The sequence below is a fragment of the Burkholderia sp. COPS genome (assembly GCF_019425585.1).
GTDB classification, from domain to species: domain Bacteria; phylum Pseudomonadota; class Gammaproteobacteria; order Burkholderiales; family Burkholderiaceae; genus Burkholderia; species Burkholderia cepacia.
On record NZ_WIXR01000006.1, the window covers coordinates 45,281 to 60,680 of the forward strand.

The following is a 15,400-nucleotide window of genomic DNA, read 5'->3' on the forward strand; positions in this document are numbered from 1 at the left end:
CGAAAACGGAAAGGACGGGCTTTTTAACATGAAGCCCGCGGGATCACAACCGGGGCCGGCCACCGGTGCCGCGCAGCGGGCCCCGGTGGCGACGGCGCGCAGACGGGCGCGCCGGGAAGACAGGCGGACGGGATGCGCGACGCAGCCCCCTCCGGGCAGGTCAGGCCGCCGCGTCGAAGCCCTTCTTCCACGCGCCCGCATAGACGACCTCGCCGATCGCATGACGCGTGCGCGGCGCCTTCTCGCGATCGCGCAGCACGGGATCGAGCTTGTCGACGTTGCCGTAGTGACCGAGCGAGATGATCGCCGGAATCGCGACGTCGGCCGGGATCGCAAACGCGTCCCGGAACGCCTTCGCGTCGAAGCCGCTCATCTGGTGGGCGGCCAGGCCCAGCGCGTGCGCCTGCAGCACCAGCGACATCGCGGCGGCGCCCGCGTCGTACAGCGCGGTCGGTGCCGGCTCCCCCTTCGGCGTGAGCGTATGCGCGGTCACGGCGATCAGCACGGGCGCCGGCGCATTCCAGCCCTGGTTGAACGGCACCAGCGTCGCGAACGCTCGCTTGAATGCGTCTTCGTCCTGCGTGCGGTCGAATACGATGAAGCGCCACGGCTGCGCGTTGTACGCAGACGGTGCCCAGCGGGCAGCCTCGAGCACCGCATGCAGATCGCCGGCGCTGACGGGTTCATCCGAATACGCGCGCGGGCTCCAGCGGCCCGCGATCAGATCGTGAATCGAAACAGTGGTGGGAGCAGGTTTGACGGACATGCGGATCCTCGCTGACATCGATGAAGGGGCGCGAACGCCTGGCGAACCGCAAGCATACCCGCTTGAGCCGATCCGCGCCCGATCCTGCCGCGCTATGCAAATCTCCGTGCGTGCAATGGCCGGCCGCCCGCCGCGCGGGCCGGCCGGACTGCCGGCTTGCCGCGATCAGGCCGCCTGCGCAGCCGCGCGCGACGGGCCGCGGTTGATGCGCAGCACGATCAGCGCGCCGACGATGCAGAGCCCGCCCGAAATCATCGACGCGATCGTGTAGGTGCCGAGGCTCGCGCGCAGCAGCCCCGCGCCGAGCGCCGCGAACGCCGCGCCGAGCTGGTGGCCGGCGACGATCCAGCCGAACACGACCGGCGCCGCGGCCTTGCCGAACACGTCGGTCGCGAGGCGCACGGTCGGCGGCACGGTCGCGATCCAGTCGAGCCCGTAGAACATCGCGAACAGCGGCAGCCCGAAGAAATCGATCCCGAACGCGTGCGGCAGGTAGATCAGCGACAGCCCGCGCAGCCCGTAGTACCAGAACAGCAGCACGCGATTGTCGTAGCGGTCGGACAGCCAGCCCGACAGCGTCGTGCCGAACAGGTCGAACACGCCCATCGCCGCGAGCAGCGATGCGCCCTGCACTTCCGTCATCCCGTAGTCGCTGCACATCGCGATCAGGTGCGTGCCGACGTAACCGTTGGTGCTTGCGCCGCAAATGAAGAAGCTGAAGAACAGCAGCCAGAAATCGCGCGAGCGGCTCGCGGTCAGCAGCGTACGGAACGCGACCGCGAGCGGGTTCTCCTTGGTCGCATCGGGCGCGGGCGGCGCATCGGCCGGCTCGCCGTACGGACGCAGCTGCACGTCGGCCGGCCGCTCGGGCAACAGGAACGCAACGAGCGGAATCACGATCGCGGCCGCCACCGCGACGACCAGCACGACCGGCCGCCAGCCATGGCGCTGCGCGATCGCCGCGAGCATCGGCAGGAACACGAGCTGGCCGGTGGCCGTGCTCGCGGTCAGGATCCCCATCACGAGGCCGCGCCGCGCATGGAACCAGCGCGTGACGAAGGTCGCGGACAGCGTCAGCGCGACGACCCCCGTCGAGCAGCCGACCATCAGGCCCCAGATCACCACCATCTGCCAGCTCTGCGTCATCATCGACGACAGCGCGACGCCCGCGCTCATCGTCACGAGCGCGGTGAGGATGGTCGGGCGCAGCCCGAAGCGCTGCATCGCGGCGGCCGCGAACGGGCCGGTCAGGCCATACAGCGCGATGTTCACCGAGATCGCCAGCGAAATCGCCGCGCGGCTCCAGCCGAGCTCGCGTTCGAGCGGCACCATCAGCACGCTCGGCGTCGCGCGTGTGCCGGCGGCCGCCAGCAGGATCAGGAATACCACCGCCGCCGCGAGCCATCCGTAGTGGAAGCGCCCGCCGATTCGTGTCACCGCCCAGTTCATCTTCGCGTTCTCCAGTTGGCGGCGCCGGCACCTCCGCGCCCGCTCCGCCCCACCCAGCCAGGCCACCTCCGCCGCACGCTGCATCGGCTGACCCGGGCCGACGCTTGGCATTTGTCTGTCGATCCGGTCAGCGTTGTTACCGACCGGTCACAAGTGTGTTGCGATCGTAGTGACCAATCGGTAACATGTCAAGCAATCCAATATGCAGTCGAGGGTCATCATGTCGGGCATCGAGATCGCCAAGCCGCCGGCGCGCCGTACGCGCCGGCCGATCGACGGCGCCACCGCGCAGGAGCACCTGCTGCGCGCCGCCGAGGAGCTGTTTTACAGGGAAGGCGTTCGGACGGTGGGCGTCGAGGCGGTCGTGGAACGCGCGGGCGTCAACAAGATGAGCCTGTATCGGCAGTTCTCCTCGAAGGACGACCTGATCCTCGCGTATCTGGAGCGGATGGATGCGTGTTTCTTCGAGCGTCTCGACACAAGCACCGCGAAGCATCCGGGCCAGCCGAAGGCGCAACTGATCCAGTATTTCGTCGACCTGGCCGAGCGCGCGACGCAGAAGGACTATCGCGGCTGCCCGTTCGTCAACGTCGCGGCGGAGTTTCCGGATGCATCGCACCCGGCGCGCGAGCGCGTCGCGCAGAACAAGGAACAGTTGATGAAGCGGCTCGTCGCGCTATGCGAAGGCGCCGGCGCGCGGCAACCGCAGGCGCTCGCCGATGCGCTCGCGCTGGTGATCGAGGGTATCTACGCGGCGAGCCAGACCTACCGGCACGGCGAAACGCCGATCGGCACCGCACCCGCGCTCGTCACGCAATTGATCGAAGCCGCGTGCGCGTGACGGGCCGCGCGCGTCCGCACCCTGCGCGCCCGCTACAATGCGGCCCTTGCCGCCCTTCCGCCCGACTGGTTTCACGATGACCGACACCCGCCCCGAATCGCACGACGACATCCTCGCCGCCACGCGGCACTGGCTCGCGCGCGCGGTGATCGGGCTCAATCTGTGCCCGTTCGCGAAAAGCGTCTACGTGAAGGAACAGGTGCGCTACGCGATCAGCGAAGCGACGACGCTCGAAGACGCGCTCGCCGAACTCGAAACGGAACTGCGCGCGCTCGACGCGGCCGACCCGCAGCAGGTCGACACGACGCTATTGATCTTCCCGGATGCGTTCGCCGACTTCGTCGACTACAACGATGCGCTGTTCTTTGCCGACCGCCTGGTGCGGCAACTGCGGCTCGACGGCGTGCTGCAGATCGCGAGCTTCCATCCGCACTACCGGTTCGAAGGCAGCGAGCCCGACGACATCGAGAACTACACGAACCGCGCGCCGTATCCGATCCTGCACCTGCTGCGCGAAGACAGCATCGCGCGCGCGGTCGACGCGTTCCCGGACGCGTCCGCGATCTACGAAAGAAATCAGGAAACACTGCGCCGCCTCGGCCACGACGGCTGGCGCGAATGGATGCGCCGGCCGGGCGACGACGTCTGACGCGGCGTGCAACGTGCGGCGTGCAACGTGCGCCGCGCGCCGCCGCCCGCCCGCCCGTGCGTCAGCCTTCAGCCGGCTCCGCGACCTCGCCGCCCGCCGCCGCGGCTTCCGGCACGAAGAAACGTGCGTTCAGCTCGACAAGCCCGAACATCCCCAGGATCTCGTTCAGCCGCTCGCCTGGCCGCCGACGCGGCAGGTTCTTGTACTGCGCGATGATCAGCTCGTTCTTCATCGAATGCTCCCAGCCGACCAGCTCGGTCACGCTGACCTGGTAGCCGTGCGCTTCGAGCTGCAGGCAGCGCAGCACGTTGGTGATCTGGCTGCCGAATTCGCGCGTATGCAGCGGATGCCGCCACACTTCCGTCAGCGCGTTCGCGAGCGATTTGCCCTTGTTCTTGCGCAGCACGCCCGCGACTTCCGCCTGGCAGCACGGCACGAGCACGATGTGCTGCGCGCGCTTCGCGAGCGCGAAGCGGATCGCGTCGTCGGTCGCCGTGTCGCACGCATGCAGCGCGGTGACGACGTCGACCGTTTCGGGCAGCTTCGGCGAAGTGATCGAATCGGCGACCGACAGGTTCAGGAACGACATGCCGCCGAACCCGAGCCGCGCGGCCAGCTCGGCCGAACGCGTGACCAGCTCCTCGCGGGTCTCGATCCCGTACACGTGCGACGCAAATGCCGCCGTGCCGTGCCCCGGCTGCTGCTTGAAGAACAGGTCGTACAGGATGAAGCCGAGATACGACTTGCCGGCGCCATGGTCGACGAGCGTCACGCTGCCACGATCGGCCTGCACGCCGGCAAGCAGCGGCTCGATGAACTGGAACAGGTGATAGACCTGTTTCAGCTTGCGGCGGCTGTCCTGGTTCAGCTTCCCGTCGCGGGTGAGGATGTGCAGTTCCTTCAGCAGCTCGACGGACTGCTCCGGGCGGATTTCGTGGGTCTTGTTCGACATCGTGAAGCGGCGCCGGGCCACGGTCGGCAGACCACGGCCCGGCGGCGGGAATTCGTGAGGAATGGCGCTAGTTTACCGAAAATGCACGGTCAGGCTCGTGCGCCGAGCCGCCAGAGCGACGTGACCTCGGCGCGGCGTGCCGCATGCAGCGGATCGTCGGCGTCGGTGGACTTCGGGTGTGCGGGGCGGATGTCTTCGCGGCCGAGCACGACGAGGCCGGCTTCGTCGATCCACTGCAGCAGGGTGTCACGCGGCCGCAGGCCGAGATGCTCGGCGAAATCGGACAGGATCAGCCAGCCTTCGCCGCCTGGCTCGAGATGGTCGGTGAGCCCCGCGAGGAAACCGCGCAGCATGCGGCTGTCCGGATCGTAGACCGCGTATTCGATCGGTGCACTCGGACGGGCCGGCACCCATGGCGGGTTGCAGACGACGAGCGGCGCGCGGCCGGCCGGAAACAGATCCGCCTCGACGACCTCGACGCGGCCCGCGTGGCCCAGCCGCTCGACGTTCTCGCGCGCACAGGCGAGCGCCCGCGGATCCTGATCGGTCGCGACGATGCGCTCGACGCCGCGCGACGCCAGCACGGCCGCGAGCACGCCGGTGCCCGTGCCGACGTCGAACGCGAGCGACGTCGCCGGCAGCGGCGCGCGCGCGACGAGTTCGACATATTCGCCGCGTACCGGCGAGAACACGCCGTAGTGCGGATGAATCGGCGCGCCGCCCAGCGCCGGGATCGGCACACCCTTCTTGCGCCATTCGTGCGCGCCGACGAGGCCGAGCAGCTCGCGCAGCGACACGACCGACGGTTCGCCGCCCGGGCCGTACGCTTCCTCGCATGCGGCGCGTACGTCGGGCGCGCGGCGCAGCGGGATCGTGTAGTCGGCATCGAGCGGGATCAGCAGCATCCCGAGCGTGCGGGCGCGCTGCGATTGCGCAAGACGATGCAGGTTGAATGCGTCGACGCCCACCGCGGCCTTCGCCTTCTTCGGCTTGCGCTCGACGCGGCGCGCCATCGCCTGCACGAGCTGGCGCGCATTCTGGAAGTCGCCCTGCCAGACGAGCGCGATGCCCTCGCAGGCCAGACGGTAGGCCGCGTCGGCGGTGAGACGGTCGTCGGCGGGCACCGCGCGCTTCGGCGGCTGCACGCCGGCTTCGGAGCGCCAGCGCACGGCATGTTCGGCGCCGTCGGCGTCGGTCCAGTGGAAAACGGGGAAATCGGTCACGCGAGCTCGGCTACGGTTGGCTTCAGACAGGCGGCGCTACAGGCATGCGCCGCGCGGACCACACCATACCGCGCTTTGCCCGCGCGGCAAAGCGCGGGCGACCGCCCGACTGCCACCCGCGCGATGCTCGCGGCGTATTGGCGCTATCGGGCCGGTCAGCTCTGGTCGTCGAGCGCGGCATCCGGCGCGTTCTGCTTGACCGACGCGATGCCGTTCTCGCGGCTCGCTTCGGCCTTGTACAGCTCGCTCGTGCCGATGATCTCGTGATTGCCGGCCTTCAGGTTGAACATGAACTGGCCGTTGGTCGCGGTCTTGCGCTCGTAGCGCGCATCGTCCGGCGCGTTCTTGCGCACCGACGCGACGCCGTTTTCCGCCGACGCCTTGGTCTTGTACAGCTCGCTGCGCAGAATGATCTCGCCGTTGGCGGCCTTCAGGTGGAACAGGAACTGCCCGTCGCTCGCTTTCTTGATGACGAATTTCGCTGCCATGGTGCCCTCTCGAAAAAGTCGCCCGGCCCTCCGGACCGAGGCAGTCTAAACGCGATTGACGCGCAAAACGTAAGGTATTCGAAGCCAGATCGTCAGGAATCGTCAGACGGCGCCGCGATCGCGACGCTTCGTCCGGCCCGGCATCGTCTACCCGCCCCACCCCGGCGTCGCCGGCATGCGCAGCGTGCCCGCATCGCTGAAGCGCACGGTGCCGAGCACGCCGCCCGCGAGCCGGCCGCGCAGCGCATACGGCAACTCGCCGCTGGCAGCCGCGCCGGGCAGGTTCCACGCCTGCCGTGCGGCGGCGAACGCCGACACGGAAACCGGCACGTCGAGCACGGCCTCGCCGAAGCGCGGCACGACGCCCGAGCGGTCGCTCACGCCGCTCGCGAACGGCGTGCCGTTCAGGTCGAGCGCCACCGAGATGCCGTCGTATTCGATCGGCGTGTCGTTCGGATTCTGCACGCGCAGCTTCAGGTTGAAACGCATCTCGAGGCCCTGCCCGACGAGCGGGTCGAGCCCGGCGACCGACACGCGCACGGAATCGCGCGTGAGCCCCGCGCAGCCGCCGAGCAGGAGCACGGCGGCGAACAGCAGCAGCACGGCGCGCAGCGGCGCGATTCGGAACAGGGTTCGTGGCATGGAGGCCTCCTCGCGGCAATCGGTGAGCGGATCGTCGCTGCATTGTACCGAGTGCGCCCCCGCACACCGGATTTCGTAGTTTTCGCGGCCACGCCGGATCGTTAATAGATTAAAACTACGAAAATACCAGCCAAACGGAAAGCGCATTAATGCTTTCCAGCATTCAATGAAGCGCGGCGAATTCAATAGATGCAATTTCTAAATTTTTCGTTTCCTTTACCTAAAACCATCAAGTATATTTACGCATCCTTCGAGCAAGCCGACAAAGCTTGAAGCCGCATGACGGCGATTTTACGGAACGGCGACACGCCTTCCGGCCATCCTGCGGCCCGGCCCGGCCAGCCCCGTAGGTCGTCGGTTCAAGGGAATCGCGCGCCCGCGCAGGGCGTGCGGCTCCGTGTCGTGCGCGCGAAATCAACTCAGTACAACACGCGCCCGGCCATTTTGAACCGGCAAGTTAACCGACATCCGGAAATCCAGAGGGGGCAGTAAACCATGATTACCTTCACGTAGTCAGCCGCCGCGTTTTCGAATAATCCGTCATTGGCATTTTCATCGCTGTTGATTAACGGCGAGGGGATTGTTTTTGCCGGCGTTTTCGCAGCACTGAACGATTCTTTCAACAATCGAGGTTTCAGTCATGTCGATCGATATTCGCAAGATGCGTTATCTGCCGCTCGTCGCCGCGCTCGCACTCGCCGGGTGCGGCGGTGACGACGGCGGTGCAGGCTCCGCTTCCGCGCTCAGCTCCGCCGGCGCGCCGCACTCGGGCTCGTCGCCCACCGTCAACGCGCCGCCGAGCGCATCCAACGTCGACAAGAGCGTGTCGCCTGTCGAGTTGCCGGACACCGTGGTGCCCGTGAACTACCGGCTGTGGTTCCGCCCGAACGACGCGCTGAACGCGTTCGACGGCCGCGCCGACGTCGAGATCAAGGTGTTGAAGCCGGTCAACAACATCGTGATCGCCGGCCACCGGATCAAGTTCACGAACGGCCGCATCACGCTGCAGCCGGGCAACATCCAGCTGATCGCGACGCCGCAGGACAAGGGCGACTTCTACCAGCTGCGCCCCGTGAGCGGCACGATCTCGCCGGGCAACTATTCGCTGCACATGGAGTGGTCGGGGATCATCAACTTCAAGTCGTACGACGATCCGGGCACGAAGACGGGCGGCAGCTGCGGCGACGATCCGTATCCGGGCTGCTCGGCCGCGGAAGGCGTGTTCCGCGTCGACCTGAAGGGCACCGACGGCAAGACGAGCGGCGCGATCCTCACGCAGGGCGAAACCAACCTGTCGCGCCAGTGGTTCCCCGGCTGGGACGAGCCGGCGTTCCGCCCGACCTATGAAGTGACGGCCGAAGTGCCGTCGAACTGGCGCGTCGTGTCGAACGCGGCCGAGAAGCCGTCGACCAACGTCGGCGGCGGCTACAAGCTCGTGCAGTTCGAGAAGACCCCGCCGATGCCGTCGTACCTGCTGTTCTTCGGCGGCGGCCAGTTCGACACCTATGAAGACGACTTCACGAGCCCGCTGCCGGGCGGCAAGGGCGGCCTGCACCTGCGCGTGTTCACGCCGCCGGGCATGAGCGACTGGGCGAAGCCGGCGATGGACCGCACCAAGCAGGCACTCGACTTCTACTACCGCTACACGGGCATTGCGCTGCCGCTCACGAAGTTCGACACGGTGGCCGCGAACGATGCGTTCAAGGAGCAGAAGGACCTGAACTTCGGCGGGATGGAGAACTGGGGGTCGATCCTCGAGTTCGCCGACGACATCCTGCCGCAGCCGGGCCAGCCGATGTCGCACTACGGCAACGAGGTGCTGACGCACGAAGTCGCGCACCAGTGGTTCGGCGATCTCGTCACGACCGACTGGTGGGACAACGTGTGGCTCAACGAGTCGTTCGCGACGTTCTTCGAGACGAAGACGACGATCCAGTTCTTCCCCGACGAGTTCAGCTGGCTCGACCAGGTGAAGAACAAGTATCGCGTGATCAATCGTGACATCGGCCCGAACGCCTTCCCGGTCGCGCCGAACTTCAACGGCTGGGCCTCGAACGACTTCGTGCTGAGCGCCAGCGCGTTCACGTACGACAAGGGCGGCCACGTGCTGAAGACGCTCGAGAACTATCTCGGCGAACAGACGCTGCGCAAGGGCCTGCAGCAGTACCTCGTCGACTACTCGTTCGGCAACGGCACACCGAAGCGCCTGTGGGATGCACTGTCGAAGGAAAGCGGCCAGGCGATCGGCGCGATCGGCGACAGCTACGTCCGCCAGACCGGCGTGCCGCTGATCTCGCTCGACACGCAGTGCGACCTGACGAAGAACCAGACGGTCGTCACGCTGAAACAGCAGCCGTTCCCGAACAAGAACGCGTATCCGGGCCTGCAGTGGACGGTGCCGATCACGCTCGCGTACGGCCAGGGTCTCGCGAAACGCACGACGCTCGCGCTGAAGGATACGCAGACGCAAACGCGGATCGACGGCTGCACGGGCGTGGTGGCCGACCCGAGCGGGCTCGACTACTACGTCGTGAACTACAGCGACGCGGCCTGGAGCGGGCTGCTCACGCAGGTCAACGGCTCGACCGATCCGGTGCTGCTCGCGAACCTGAAGAGCGAAGCCGCGCTGCTCGTCGCGAACAACCTCGCGCCGGCATCGCGCTCGACGTCGATCGGCTCGGTCGCTTCGCCGGCTGCGATGAAGCTGCGCCAGACGCCGACCTTCGGCGGCATCGAACCGGTGACGAAGGAACGCCCGGCACTGCAATACCAGGGTATCTTCAAGCCGCGCAAGGTAGTCACGCAGTAACGGTGCGCGCCCGGCCGGTGCCGCGCAGCCTGCGGCGGCCGGCCGGCGTACCGGTTTCTCCGACCTTTGACGGGCCTCGCGTGCGAGGCCCTTTTTCATGCCCGGCGTGCGTCGGGCCCGGCGACACGCCGCCGGCCGTCGCCCGCCGTCGTCGTCACGCCCACGCGGCGTCCCACGCCGGCTGCGCGAACCACGTCGCGAGGAACGCGACGAGCCGCGACGCGCGTGCGGTGCCGCGCGCCGGCTGGCGCAACACGTGGATCGTCGCCGGCTCGGGCGCCGCCGCGAACTGCGGCAGCACCGCGCGCAAGCGGCCGTCGCGCAGCGCGTCCCCCGCGAGCCAGGTCGGCAGGTGCGCGAGCCCGAGCCCGTCGATCGCGGCTTCGAGCAACGCTTCCGAATGATTGCTGCGAAACCGCGGCTGCGCCGGCGCGTGGCGGCGCTCGCCGAAGCGCCACGCGCCCGGCGGCGGCACGCCGTGCCAGGCGAGGCAGTCGTGTCCGGCGAGTGCGTCGGGCGTATCCGGCTCGCCGCGCCGCGCCAGATACGCCGCGCTCGCGCACAGCACGCGCCGCTGCGGCGCCAGCACGGTTGCGACGAGGCGCGTGTCCTCGAGCGGGCCGATACGCACCGCGAGATCGACGTCCGAGCCGAGCCGCGCGCCCTGCAGGTCGACCATGCTGTCGGTCAGCACGAGGTCGACCTGCAGCGCCGGATGACGCTGCATGAACGCGGCCAGCGCGGCCACCAGGTGCCGCCGGCCGAACGGCGCCGGACAGTCGACGCGCAGCAGCCCGCTCGGCTCGTCGTGCTGGCTGTGCAGGTCTTCCTGCAAGCCACGCAGCTCGGCAAGCATCCGCGTCGCGCGCCCGTACAGCAACTGTCCGGCCTCGGTGGGCCGCAGCGCATGCGTGGTGCGATGCAGGAGGCGGATGCCGAGCTGGGTCTCGAGCCGGTCGATGCGCCGCGTGACCGACGACGCGGCGACACCCAGCCGGCGGGCGGCCGCCGAGAAGCTCTGCTGGTCGACCACGTCGACGAACAGCGCCAGGTGCGGGGAAAGGAAATCGTCCATTCGGTGCCTTCGGATTTGGCTATGCGTTTATCGCAAAACAATCATCCGCTTTTGCGGGTTTCCGCGTCAAACCGGGCCGACTAGACTGCGTTCATCCATTTCATTCGCTGCACGCCCCGCCCCACCGGGCCGCGCGGCAGCCAACCGCCACGGAGATCGCCATGCGCAGCATCCGCTTCGACGCCCCCGCCGCCGACATCGAGTCGCTCGACGCGCGGGTCAGGGAAATCGACACGCCCGTACCGGGCGACGGCCAGATGCTGATCGAGGTGCACGCGGCCGGCGTGAACCCGAGCGACGTGAAGGCCGCGCTCGGCCGCATGCCGCACGCGGTGTGGCCGCGCACGCCCGGGCGCGACTGGGCCGGCATCGTGCGCAGCGGCCCGGAAGGCTGGATCGGCGCGCCGGTGTGGGGCTCGGGCGGCGATCTCGGCGTCGGGCGCGACGGCTCGCACGCGCAATGGCTCGTGCTCGACGCGGCGCTGGTGCGCCGCAAGCCCGCCGTGCTGACGCTCGACGAAGCGGCCGGCGTCGGCGTGCCGTTCGTCACAGCCTACGAGGGCTTGCGCCGCGCCGGCATGCCGACGGCCGGCGACGTCGTGCTCGTGTTCGGCGCGAACGGCAAGGTGGGCCAGGCCGCGATCCAGCTCGCGACCGCGCACGGCGCAACCGTGATCGGCGTCGAGCGCAGCGCCGGCGGCTATCGTGGCCACGCATCGAGCGACGTGCACATGATCGACGCGTCGAAAGAACCGGTGGCCGACGCGGTGCGCGCGGCGACCGGCGGACGCGGCGCGGACATCGTCTACAACACGGTCGGCAGCCCGTACTTCGAAGCGGCGAACGCGTCGATGGCGATCGGTGCGCGGCAGATCTTCATCTCGACGATCGAGCGCAGCGTGCCGTTCGACATCTTCGCGTTCTATCGCGGCCAGCACACGTTCGTGGGCATCGATTCGCTGCAGCTCGGCGGCGCCGCGGTCGCGCAGATCCTCGACACGCTCGCGCCCGGCTTCGGCAACGGCACCCTGCGCCCGTTCCCGATCGGCGACGACTACGTCTATCCGCTCGAGCGCGCGCACGATGCGTATCGCGCGGTGCTGGCCGGTGCGCGCGAGCGCGTCATCCTCAAACCCTGACGCCGGATCACACGGGAGACCGCCATGACGGATTACGTGACCTCGCTCGCGGTGGGCCTCGGCGTCGGCGTGTTGTACGCGCTGCTGCACGTGCGCTCGCCGGCCCCGCCGCTCGTCGCGCTCGTCGGGCTGCTCGGAATGGTGATCGGCGAACGCGCGATCGCGCTGTTGCGCTGACGGGTCGATGCCGCTAGCGGTCGTCGCGCCGGCGGAATGCCCACCACGCGGCGAGTGCCGTGAAGCCCGCCACGAGCAGCACCATCAGCCAGAAGCCGTGCTTGTTCTCCGAGAACGGCACGCCGCCGACGTTCATCCCGAAGAAGCCGGCGACGATGTTGATCGGCAGCGCGATCACGGTCACGAGCGTCAGCGTGAACAGCGTCCGGTTGTTCTGCTCGTCGAGACGCGATCCGATCTCTTCCTGAAGCAGCTTGATCCGCTCGTTGAGCCCGGCCAGGTCGGCGAGCACCAGCGAAAACTCTTCGGTCGACTCGCGCAGCTCCTGCACGTCTTCCACGTGCAGCCAGGCGGGCGGTTTCGCGAGCAGCCGGAAGATCGACCCGGGCTCGGGCGCGAGCATGCGCTGCAGGCGCGTCAGCGTGCGGCGCATCGCGCCGAGCTCGATGCGGCTCGACGTGAGCCGCTGCGACAGGAAGCGGTCCTCGATGCGATCGACGTCGACACTCGTGCGCCGCATGATCTGGATCAGCAGGTCGGCCTGGTCGCGCAGCAGGTGCACGAGCAGCTCCGCCGGCGACCGGAACTGCTCGCCGTCGCGCACGCACGCGCGCAGCGTGTCGACCGAGCGCAGCGGCTTGAGCCGCGCGGTGACCATGATGCGCCGCTCGACGTGGACGAACAGCGTCGCGATCTCCGACGGCGTCAGTTCGAGGTTGAACATCACGTCGTTGACGATCGCCCGCAGTGCGCCGTCCTCCTGCTCGATGCGCGTCGAGCGCGACCCTTCGTGGAGGAATTCGAAGAAGCTGTCGGGCAGATCGAGGTGCGTGCGCATCCAGCGCTCGCTCGCGCCGTGCGCGAGATTGAAGTGCAGCCAGACGAAATCGTCCGACGCGCCATCGCGCTCGCGGCACGTGCGCAGCCACGCGGCGGCCGTATCGGCGTCGAGCGTCGCGCCGGATCCGCCCGGATCGAAGCGGAATCCGCACACCATGCCGGACGTATCGGCGCCGTAAGTCTGTACGATCAGGTCCATCGTGTCGAAGGTCGTGCGGCGCGCGGCGCGCCGCGCATCGCGGGTCGCGAGCCCGCGCCGGAAAAGGAAAGGAAACGTATGCCCGACGGGCATGACGCGCCGGTGACAGCGTCACGCCGCATCATACCGGCCGATTCCGCACCCCAAAAGCAACGCGCCGCCCAACGGGCGGCGCAGGTGCGGCAGGCCGGCAAACACGAGACGCGTTACTGCCGCGTCTCCGACTGCGCGGCACTCGGGCACGCGGGATCCTTGCCCCAGTGACCTTCGCAGACGCGCCAGCGGCACAGTTGATCCTCGAAGAAACCGCGCTCCGAACATTCCTTCACGCGCGACGCCAGCGAGCCGGCCGTCGCGGCCGTCTTGGTCGGCACAGCCTGCGCCTTCTGCGCGGCGAGTTTCTTGTCGGCGGGCTTCGTGCGCGCGACGAGCGCCGCGAGCAGATCCGCATCCGGATCGTCCTTCCCGGCCGCCTTCGCACTCGCGGTGCGGGTCGACGTCGCGTCGCGACGCTTCTTCGCCTGCGCGAGCTCGGCCTGCTGTTCCTTGCGATGCTTGCGGGCCTCGGCCTTTGCGTCAGCCTTGGTTTCGGCCTTCGTGTCGGTCTTGCCGTGCGCCGCGACCTTCGCGTTCTTTGCTGCGTCGGCCTTCGCGGTCTTGGTCGCAGCAGCAGCGGCAGCGGCGGCCGCACCGGCCGTGGCCGTGCCCGATGCATCGTCGGCGCCGTTGGCGAGCGCGCGCGACAGGCGGCTGTTGTCCGCGGCGGACGCGGACGATGCGGAAGCAACGGTTCGGGAAGCTGCGTCGTCGTTGACGATCGTGGCCGGCTGCGCGGCGGATGCCGCATTTTGCGCGACCTGCACGGCAGCGTCGCTGGCCGCTGCGGCCTTCGCCGGCGCGGCGGCCGCGGGTGCGGCCTCGGCCGTGACGGCAGCGGCCTGCTCGTTCGAATGCTGCATGCGCCATGCGCCCCAGCCACCGACGGCAACCACCAGTGCAACGACGGCCGCGATCGGCGCCTTCAGCGAACGGCGCGGCGGTTCGGCCGGCGGCGTGACACGTCCTTCCAGATTCGCGAGAATGCGCGACTGCTGAGCTCCGTCGCCTGCCGGTTTGGTATCGGACAGCAGGCTGGGCGGAGATTTCGAATTTGAATTTTCCGGCGCACTCATTCAGCGTCTCATTGAATCCTGGTTTAATTCACCGCGATAATATAGCCCGGCCTCTCGAAGCAGCCTGATTCTAAGAGCAAGCATTGCAAAACACAATCAATTCCAATTTCCGGGGATTTCGTTGATTGCCGTCGCACTCGTCGCCTATTTCGCCCTTGCCGTAGCAGTTGCGGCACTGTTGCTTTTACCGGGTATCCGCGCGACCGTTTTCGAATCCGTCGCCCAGTTTCACGGCCGTCTTACACGCCGTGCGAACGATCGCGCCGCGCGTACGCGAAGTCAGATTGTTAAATCGGCAAGCGTTACGCGCGGTGCTTTAAACGATGTGCAAAATTTACTGGTTCGACGGCGCTTGATGATTATGGTATCGGCAGGTATTCTTGCGACGCCGCCATTGGTCGCCATTGCGTTACGCGGCCGGCAATTGTTCCAGTACGACGACACGGCGCGCGTGCCCGACGAGAAGATCGCCGCCCTGCTGCAGGGCGAACAGCTCGTACCGCCCCCGCCGCTGCCGCCGGAAGTCTTCGCCACCAAGGAAGTCGAACAGGTACGTCCGGCGCTGAAGGATGCGAGCCGCGACTGGAACCTGCTGGATCCGGATTTCCGTACGCGTTTGCTGCTGGTCTACAAGATCATGCACGAACAATATGGATATGAAATGGCGTTGCTGGAAGGTTACCGGAGCCCGGAACGGCAAAACCGGCTGGCGGCAATGGGCGGCAACGTGACCAACGCGGCGGCCTTCCAGAGTTATCACCAATTCGGGCTGGCGGCCGACAACGCATTCCTGCGCGACGGCAAGCTGGTCATTTCCGAGAAAGATCCGTGGGCGATGCGCGGCTACCAGTTGTACGGCCAGGTCGCCGAACAGGTTGGCCTGACCTGGGGGGGCCGCTGGAAAATGATGGATCTCGGGCACGTGGAATACCATAAACCCGGTTTTAAACTGGGACGCGGCAGCTAGCCAGGGCTGCCG

15 protein-coding genes are annotated in these 15,400 nt (G+C 67.8%); 6 read left to right on the forward strand and 9 right to left on the reverse strand.

The genetic code is table 11. The annotated features are described in order from the left end of the window. Window positions 1-160: 160 nt before the first annotated feature. Entirely contained in the window at window positions 161-766 is a 606-nt protein-coding gene (locus FOZ70_RS04335; protein ID WP_021161795.1) for a nitroreductase family protein, read from the reverse strand. Window positions 767-931: 165 nt separating this feature from the next. Then, window positions 932-2,215, reverse strand: coding sequence for an MFS transporter (locus FOZ70_RS04340; protein ID WP_021161796.1), 1,284 nt, complete (start codon window positions 2,213-2,215; stop codon window positions 932-934). A 220-nt stretch (window positions 2,216-2,435) separates the two neighbouring features. Here FOZ70_RS04340 and FOZ70_RS04345 point away from each other — a divergent pair, with 220 nt between their 5' ends. Both FOZ70_RS04345 and FOZ70_RS04350 read left to right on the forward strand, forming a co-directional pair. Further along, window positions 2,436-3,056, forward strand: a complete 621-nt coding sequence (locus FOZ70_RS04345) for a TetR/AcrR family transcriptional regulator (RefSeq protein WP_021161797.1) — start codon at window positions 2,436-2,438, stop codon at window positions 3,054-3,056. Between the two features lie 76 nt (window positions 3,057-3,132). Beyond that, window positions 3,133-3,705, forward strand: a complete 573-nt coding sequence (locus FOZ70_RS04350) for a DUF1415 domain-containing protein (protein WP_048023616.1) — start codon at window positions 3,133-3,135, stop codon at window positions 3,703-3,705. A 61-nt stretch (window positions 3,706-3,766) separates the two neighbouring features. Here the strand turns inward: FOZ70_RS04350 and FOZ70_RS04355 are convergent, their stop codons facing one another. From FOZ70_RS04355 to FOZ70_RS04370, 4 genes are all read right to left on the reverse strand, one after another. Then, entirely contained in the window at window positions 3,767-4,657 is an 891-nt protein-coding gene (locus FOZ70_RS04355; RefSeq protein ID WP_219705007.1) for an SAM-dependent methyltransferase, read from the reverse strand. Between the two features lie 89 nt (window positions 4,658-4,746). After that, window positions 4,747-5,880, reverse strand: a complete 1,134-nt coding sequence (locus FOZ70_RS04360; RefSeq protein ID WP_219705008.1) for a class I SAM-dependent methyltransferase — start codon at window positions 5,878-5,880, stop codon at window positions 4,747-4,749. 155 nt (window positions 5,881-6,035) lie between these two features. Beyond that, the gene (locus FOZ70_RS04365) at window positions 6,036-6,368 is read right to left on the reverse strand and encodes a YegP family protein (protein ID WP_021161801.1); all 333 of its coding nucleotides are present in this window, start codon (window positions 6,366-6,368) and stop codon (window positions 6,036-6,038) included. Between the two features lie 147 nt (window positions 6,369-6,515). Beyond that, window positions 6,516-7,010: an LEA type 2 family protein gene (locus tag FOZ70_RS04370; protein WP_042976607.1), complete on the reverse strand. Its 495-nt coding sequence runs from the start codon at window positions 7,008-7,010 to the stop codon at window positions 6,516-6,518. 640 nt (window positions 7,011-7,650) lie between these two features. Here FOZ70_RS04370 and FOZ70_RS04375 point away from each other — a divergent pair. After that, window positions 7,651-9,819, forward strand: coding sequence for a M1 family metallopeptidase (locus tag FOZ70_RS04375; protein ID WP_021161803.1), 2,169 nt, complete (start codon window positions 7,651-7,653; stop codon window positions 9,817-9,819). 154 nt (window positions 9,820-9,973) lie between these two features. Here FOZ70_RS04375 and FOZ70_RS04380 read toward each other — a convergent pair whose 3' ends face one another. After that, the gene (locus FOZ70_RS04380) at window positions 9,974-10,894 is read right to left on the reverse strand and encodes a LysR family transcriptional regulator (protein ID WP_021161804.1); all 921 of its coding nucleotides are present in this window, start codon (window positions 10,892-10,894) and stop codon (window positions 9,974-9,976) included. Between the two features lie 161 nt (window positions 10,895-11,055). Between FOZ70_RS04380 and FOZ70_RS04385 the strand changes: the two genes are divergently transcribed. Both FOZ70_RS04385 and FOZ70_RS04390 read left to right on the forward strand, forming a co-directional pair. Continuing rightward, the gene (locus FOZ70_RS04385; protein WP_021161805.1) at window positions 11,056-12,033 is read left to right on the forward strand and encodes a zinc-binding alcohol dehydrogenase family protein; all 978 of its coding nucleotides are present in this window, start codon (window positions 11,056-11,058) and stop codon (window positions 12,031-12,033) included. Window positions 12,034-12,057: 24 nt separating this feature from the next. Then, entirely contained in the window at window positions 12,058-12,210 is a 153-nt protein-coding gene (locus FOZ70_RS04390; RefSeq protein ID WP_021161806.1) for a DUF1427 family protein, read from the forward strand. Between the two features lie 13 nt (window positions 12,211-12,223). Here the strand turns inward: FOZ70_RS04390 and FOZ70_RS04395 are convergent, their stop codons facing one another. After that, window positions 12,224-13,249, reverse strand: coding sequence for a transporter (locus FOZ70_RS04395; RefSeq protein ID WP_048023647.1), 1,026 nt, complete (start codon window positions 13,247-13,249; stop codon window positions 12,224-12,226). 206 nt (window positions 13,250-13,455) lie between these two features. Continuing rightward, a complete protein-coding gene (locus tag FOZ70_RS04400) occupies window positions 13,456-14,421 on the reverse strand; it encodes a hypothetical protein (RefSeq protein ID WP_021161808.1) in 966 nt (321 codons plus the stop codon). A 121-nt stretch (window positions 14,422-14,542) separates the two neighbouring features. Between FOZ70_RS04400 and FOZ70_RS04405 the strand changes: the two genes are divergently transcribed. Continuing rightward, entirely contained in the window at window positions 14,543-15,388 is an 846-nt protein-coding gene (locus FOZ70_RS04405) for a M15 family metallopeptidase (protein WP_021161809.1), read from the forward strand. Window positions 15,389-15,400: the final 12 nt, after the last annotated feature.

What these genes read in the sequence shown, in the direction of transcription:
- FOZ70_RS04380 (WP_021161804.1), bottom strand. Translation starts at nt 10,894, where the DNA reads ATGGACGATTTCCTTTCCCCGCACCTGGCGCTGTTCGTCGACGTGGTC.
- FOZ70_RS04340 (WP_021161796.1), bottom strand. Translation starts at nt 2,215, where the DNA reads ATGAACTGGGCGGTGACACGAATCGGCGGGCGCTTCCACTACGGATGG.
- FOZ70_RS04400 (WP_021161808.1), bottom strand. Translation starts at nt 14,421, where the DNA reads ATGAGTGCGCCGGAAAATTCAAATTCGAAATCTCCGCCCAGCCTGCTG.
- FOZ70_RS04335 (WP_021161795.1), bottom strand. Translation starts at nt 766, where the DNA reads ATGTCCGTCAAACCTGCTCCCACCACTGTTTCGATTCACGATCTGATC.
- FOZ70_RS04375 (WP_021161803.1), top strand. Translation starts at nt 7,651, where the DNA reads ATGTCGATCGATATTCGCAAGATGCGTTATCTGCCGCTCGTCGCCGCG.
- FOZ70_RS04390 (WP_021161806.1), top strand. Translation starts at nt 12,058, where the DNA reads ATGACGGATTACGTGACCTCGCTCGCGGTGGGCCTCGGCGTCGGCGTG.
- FOZ70_RS04370 (WP_042976607.1), bottom strand. Translation starts at nt 7,010, where the DNA reads ATGCCACGAACCCTGTTCCGAATCGCGCCGCTGCGCGCCGTGCTGCTG.
- FOZ70_RS04350 (WP_048023616.1), top strand. Translation starts at nt 3,133, where the DNA reads ATGACCGACACCCGCCCCGAATCGCACGACGACATCCTCGCCGCCACG.
- FOZ70_RS04365 (WP_021161801.1), bottom strand. Translation starts at nt 6,368, where the DNA reads ATGGCAGCGAAATTCGTCATCAAGAAAGCGAGCGACGGGCAGTTCCTG.
- FOZ70_RS04385 (WP_021161805.1), top strand. Translation starts at nt 11,056, where the DNA reads ATGCGCAGCATCCGCTTCGACGCCCCCGCCGCCGACATCGAGTCGCTC.
- FOZ70_RS04395 (WP_048023647.1), bottom strand. Translation starts at nt 13,249, where the DNA reads ATGGACCTGATCGTACAGACTTACGGCGCCGATACGTCCGGCATGGTG.
- FOZ70_RS04345 (WP_021161797.1), top strand. Translation starts at nt 2,436, where the DNA reads ATGTCGGGCATCGAGATCGCCAAGCCGCCGGCGCGCCGTACGCGCCGG.
- FOZ70_RS04355 (WP_219705007.1), bottom strand. Translation starts at nt 4,657, where the DNA reads ATGTCGAACAAGACCCACGAAATCCGCCCGGAGCAGTCCGTCGAGCTG.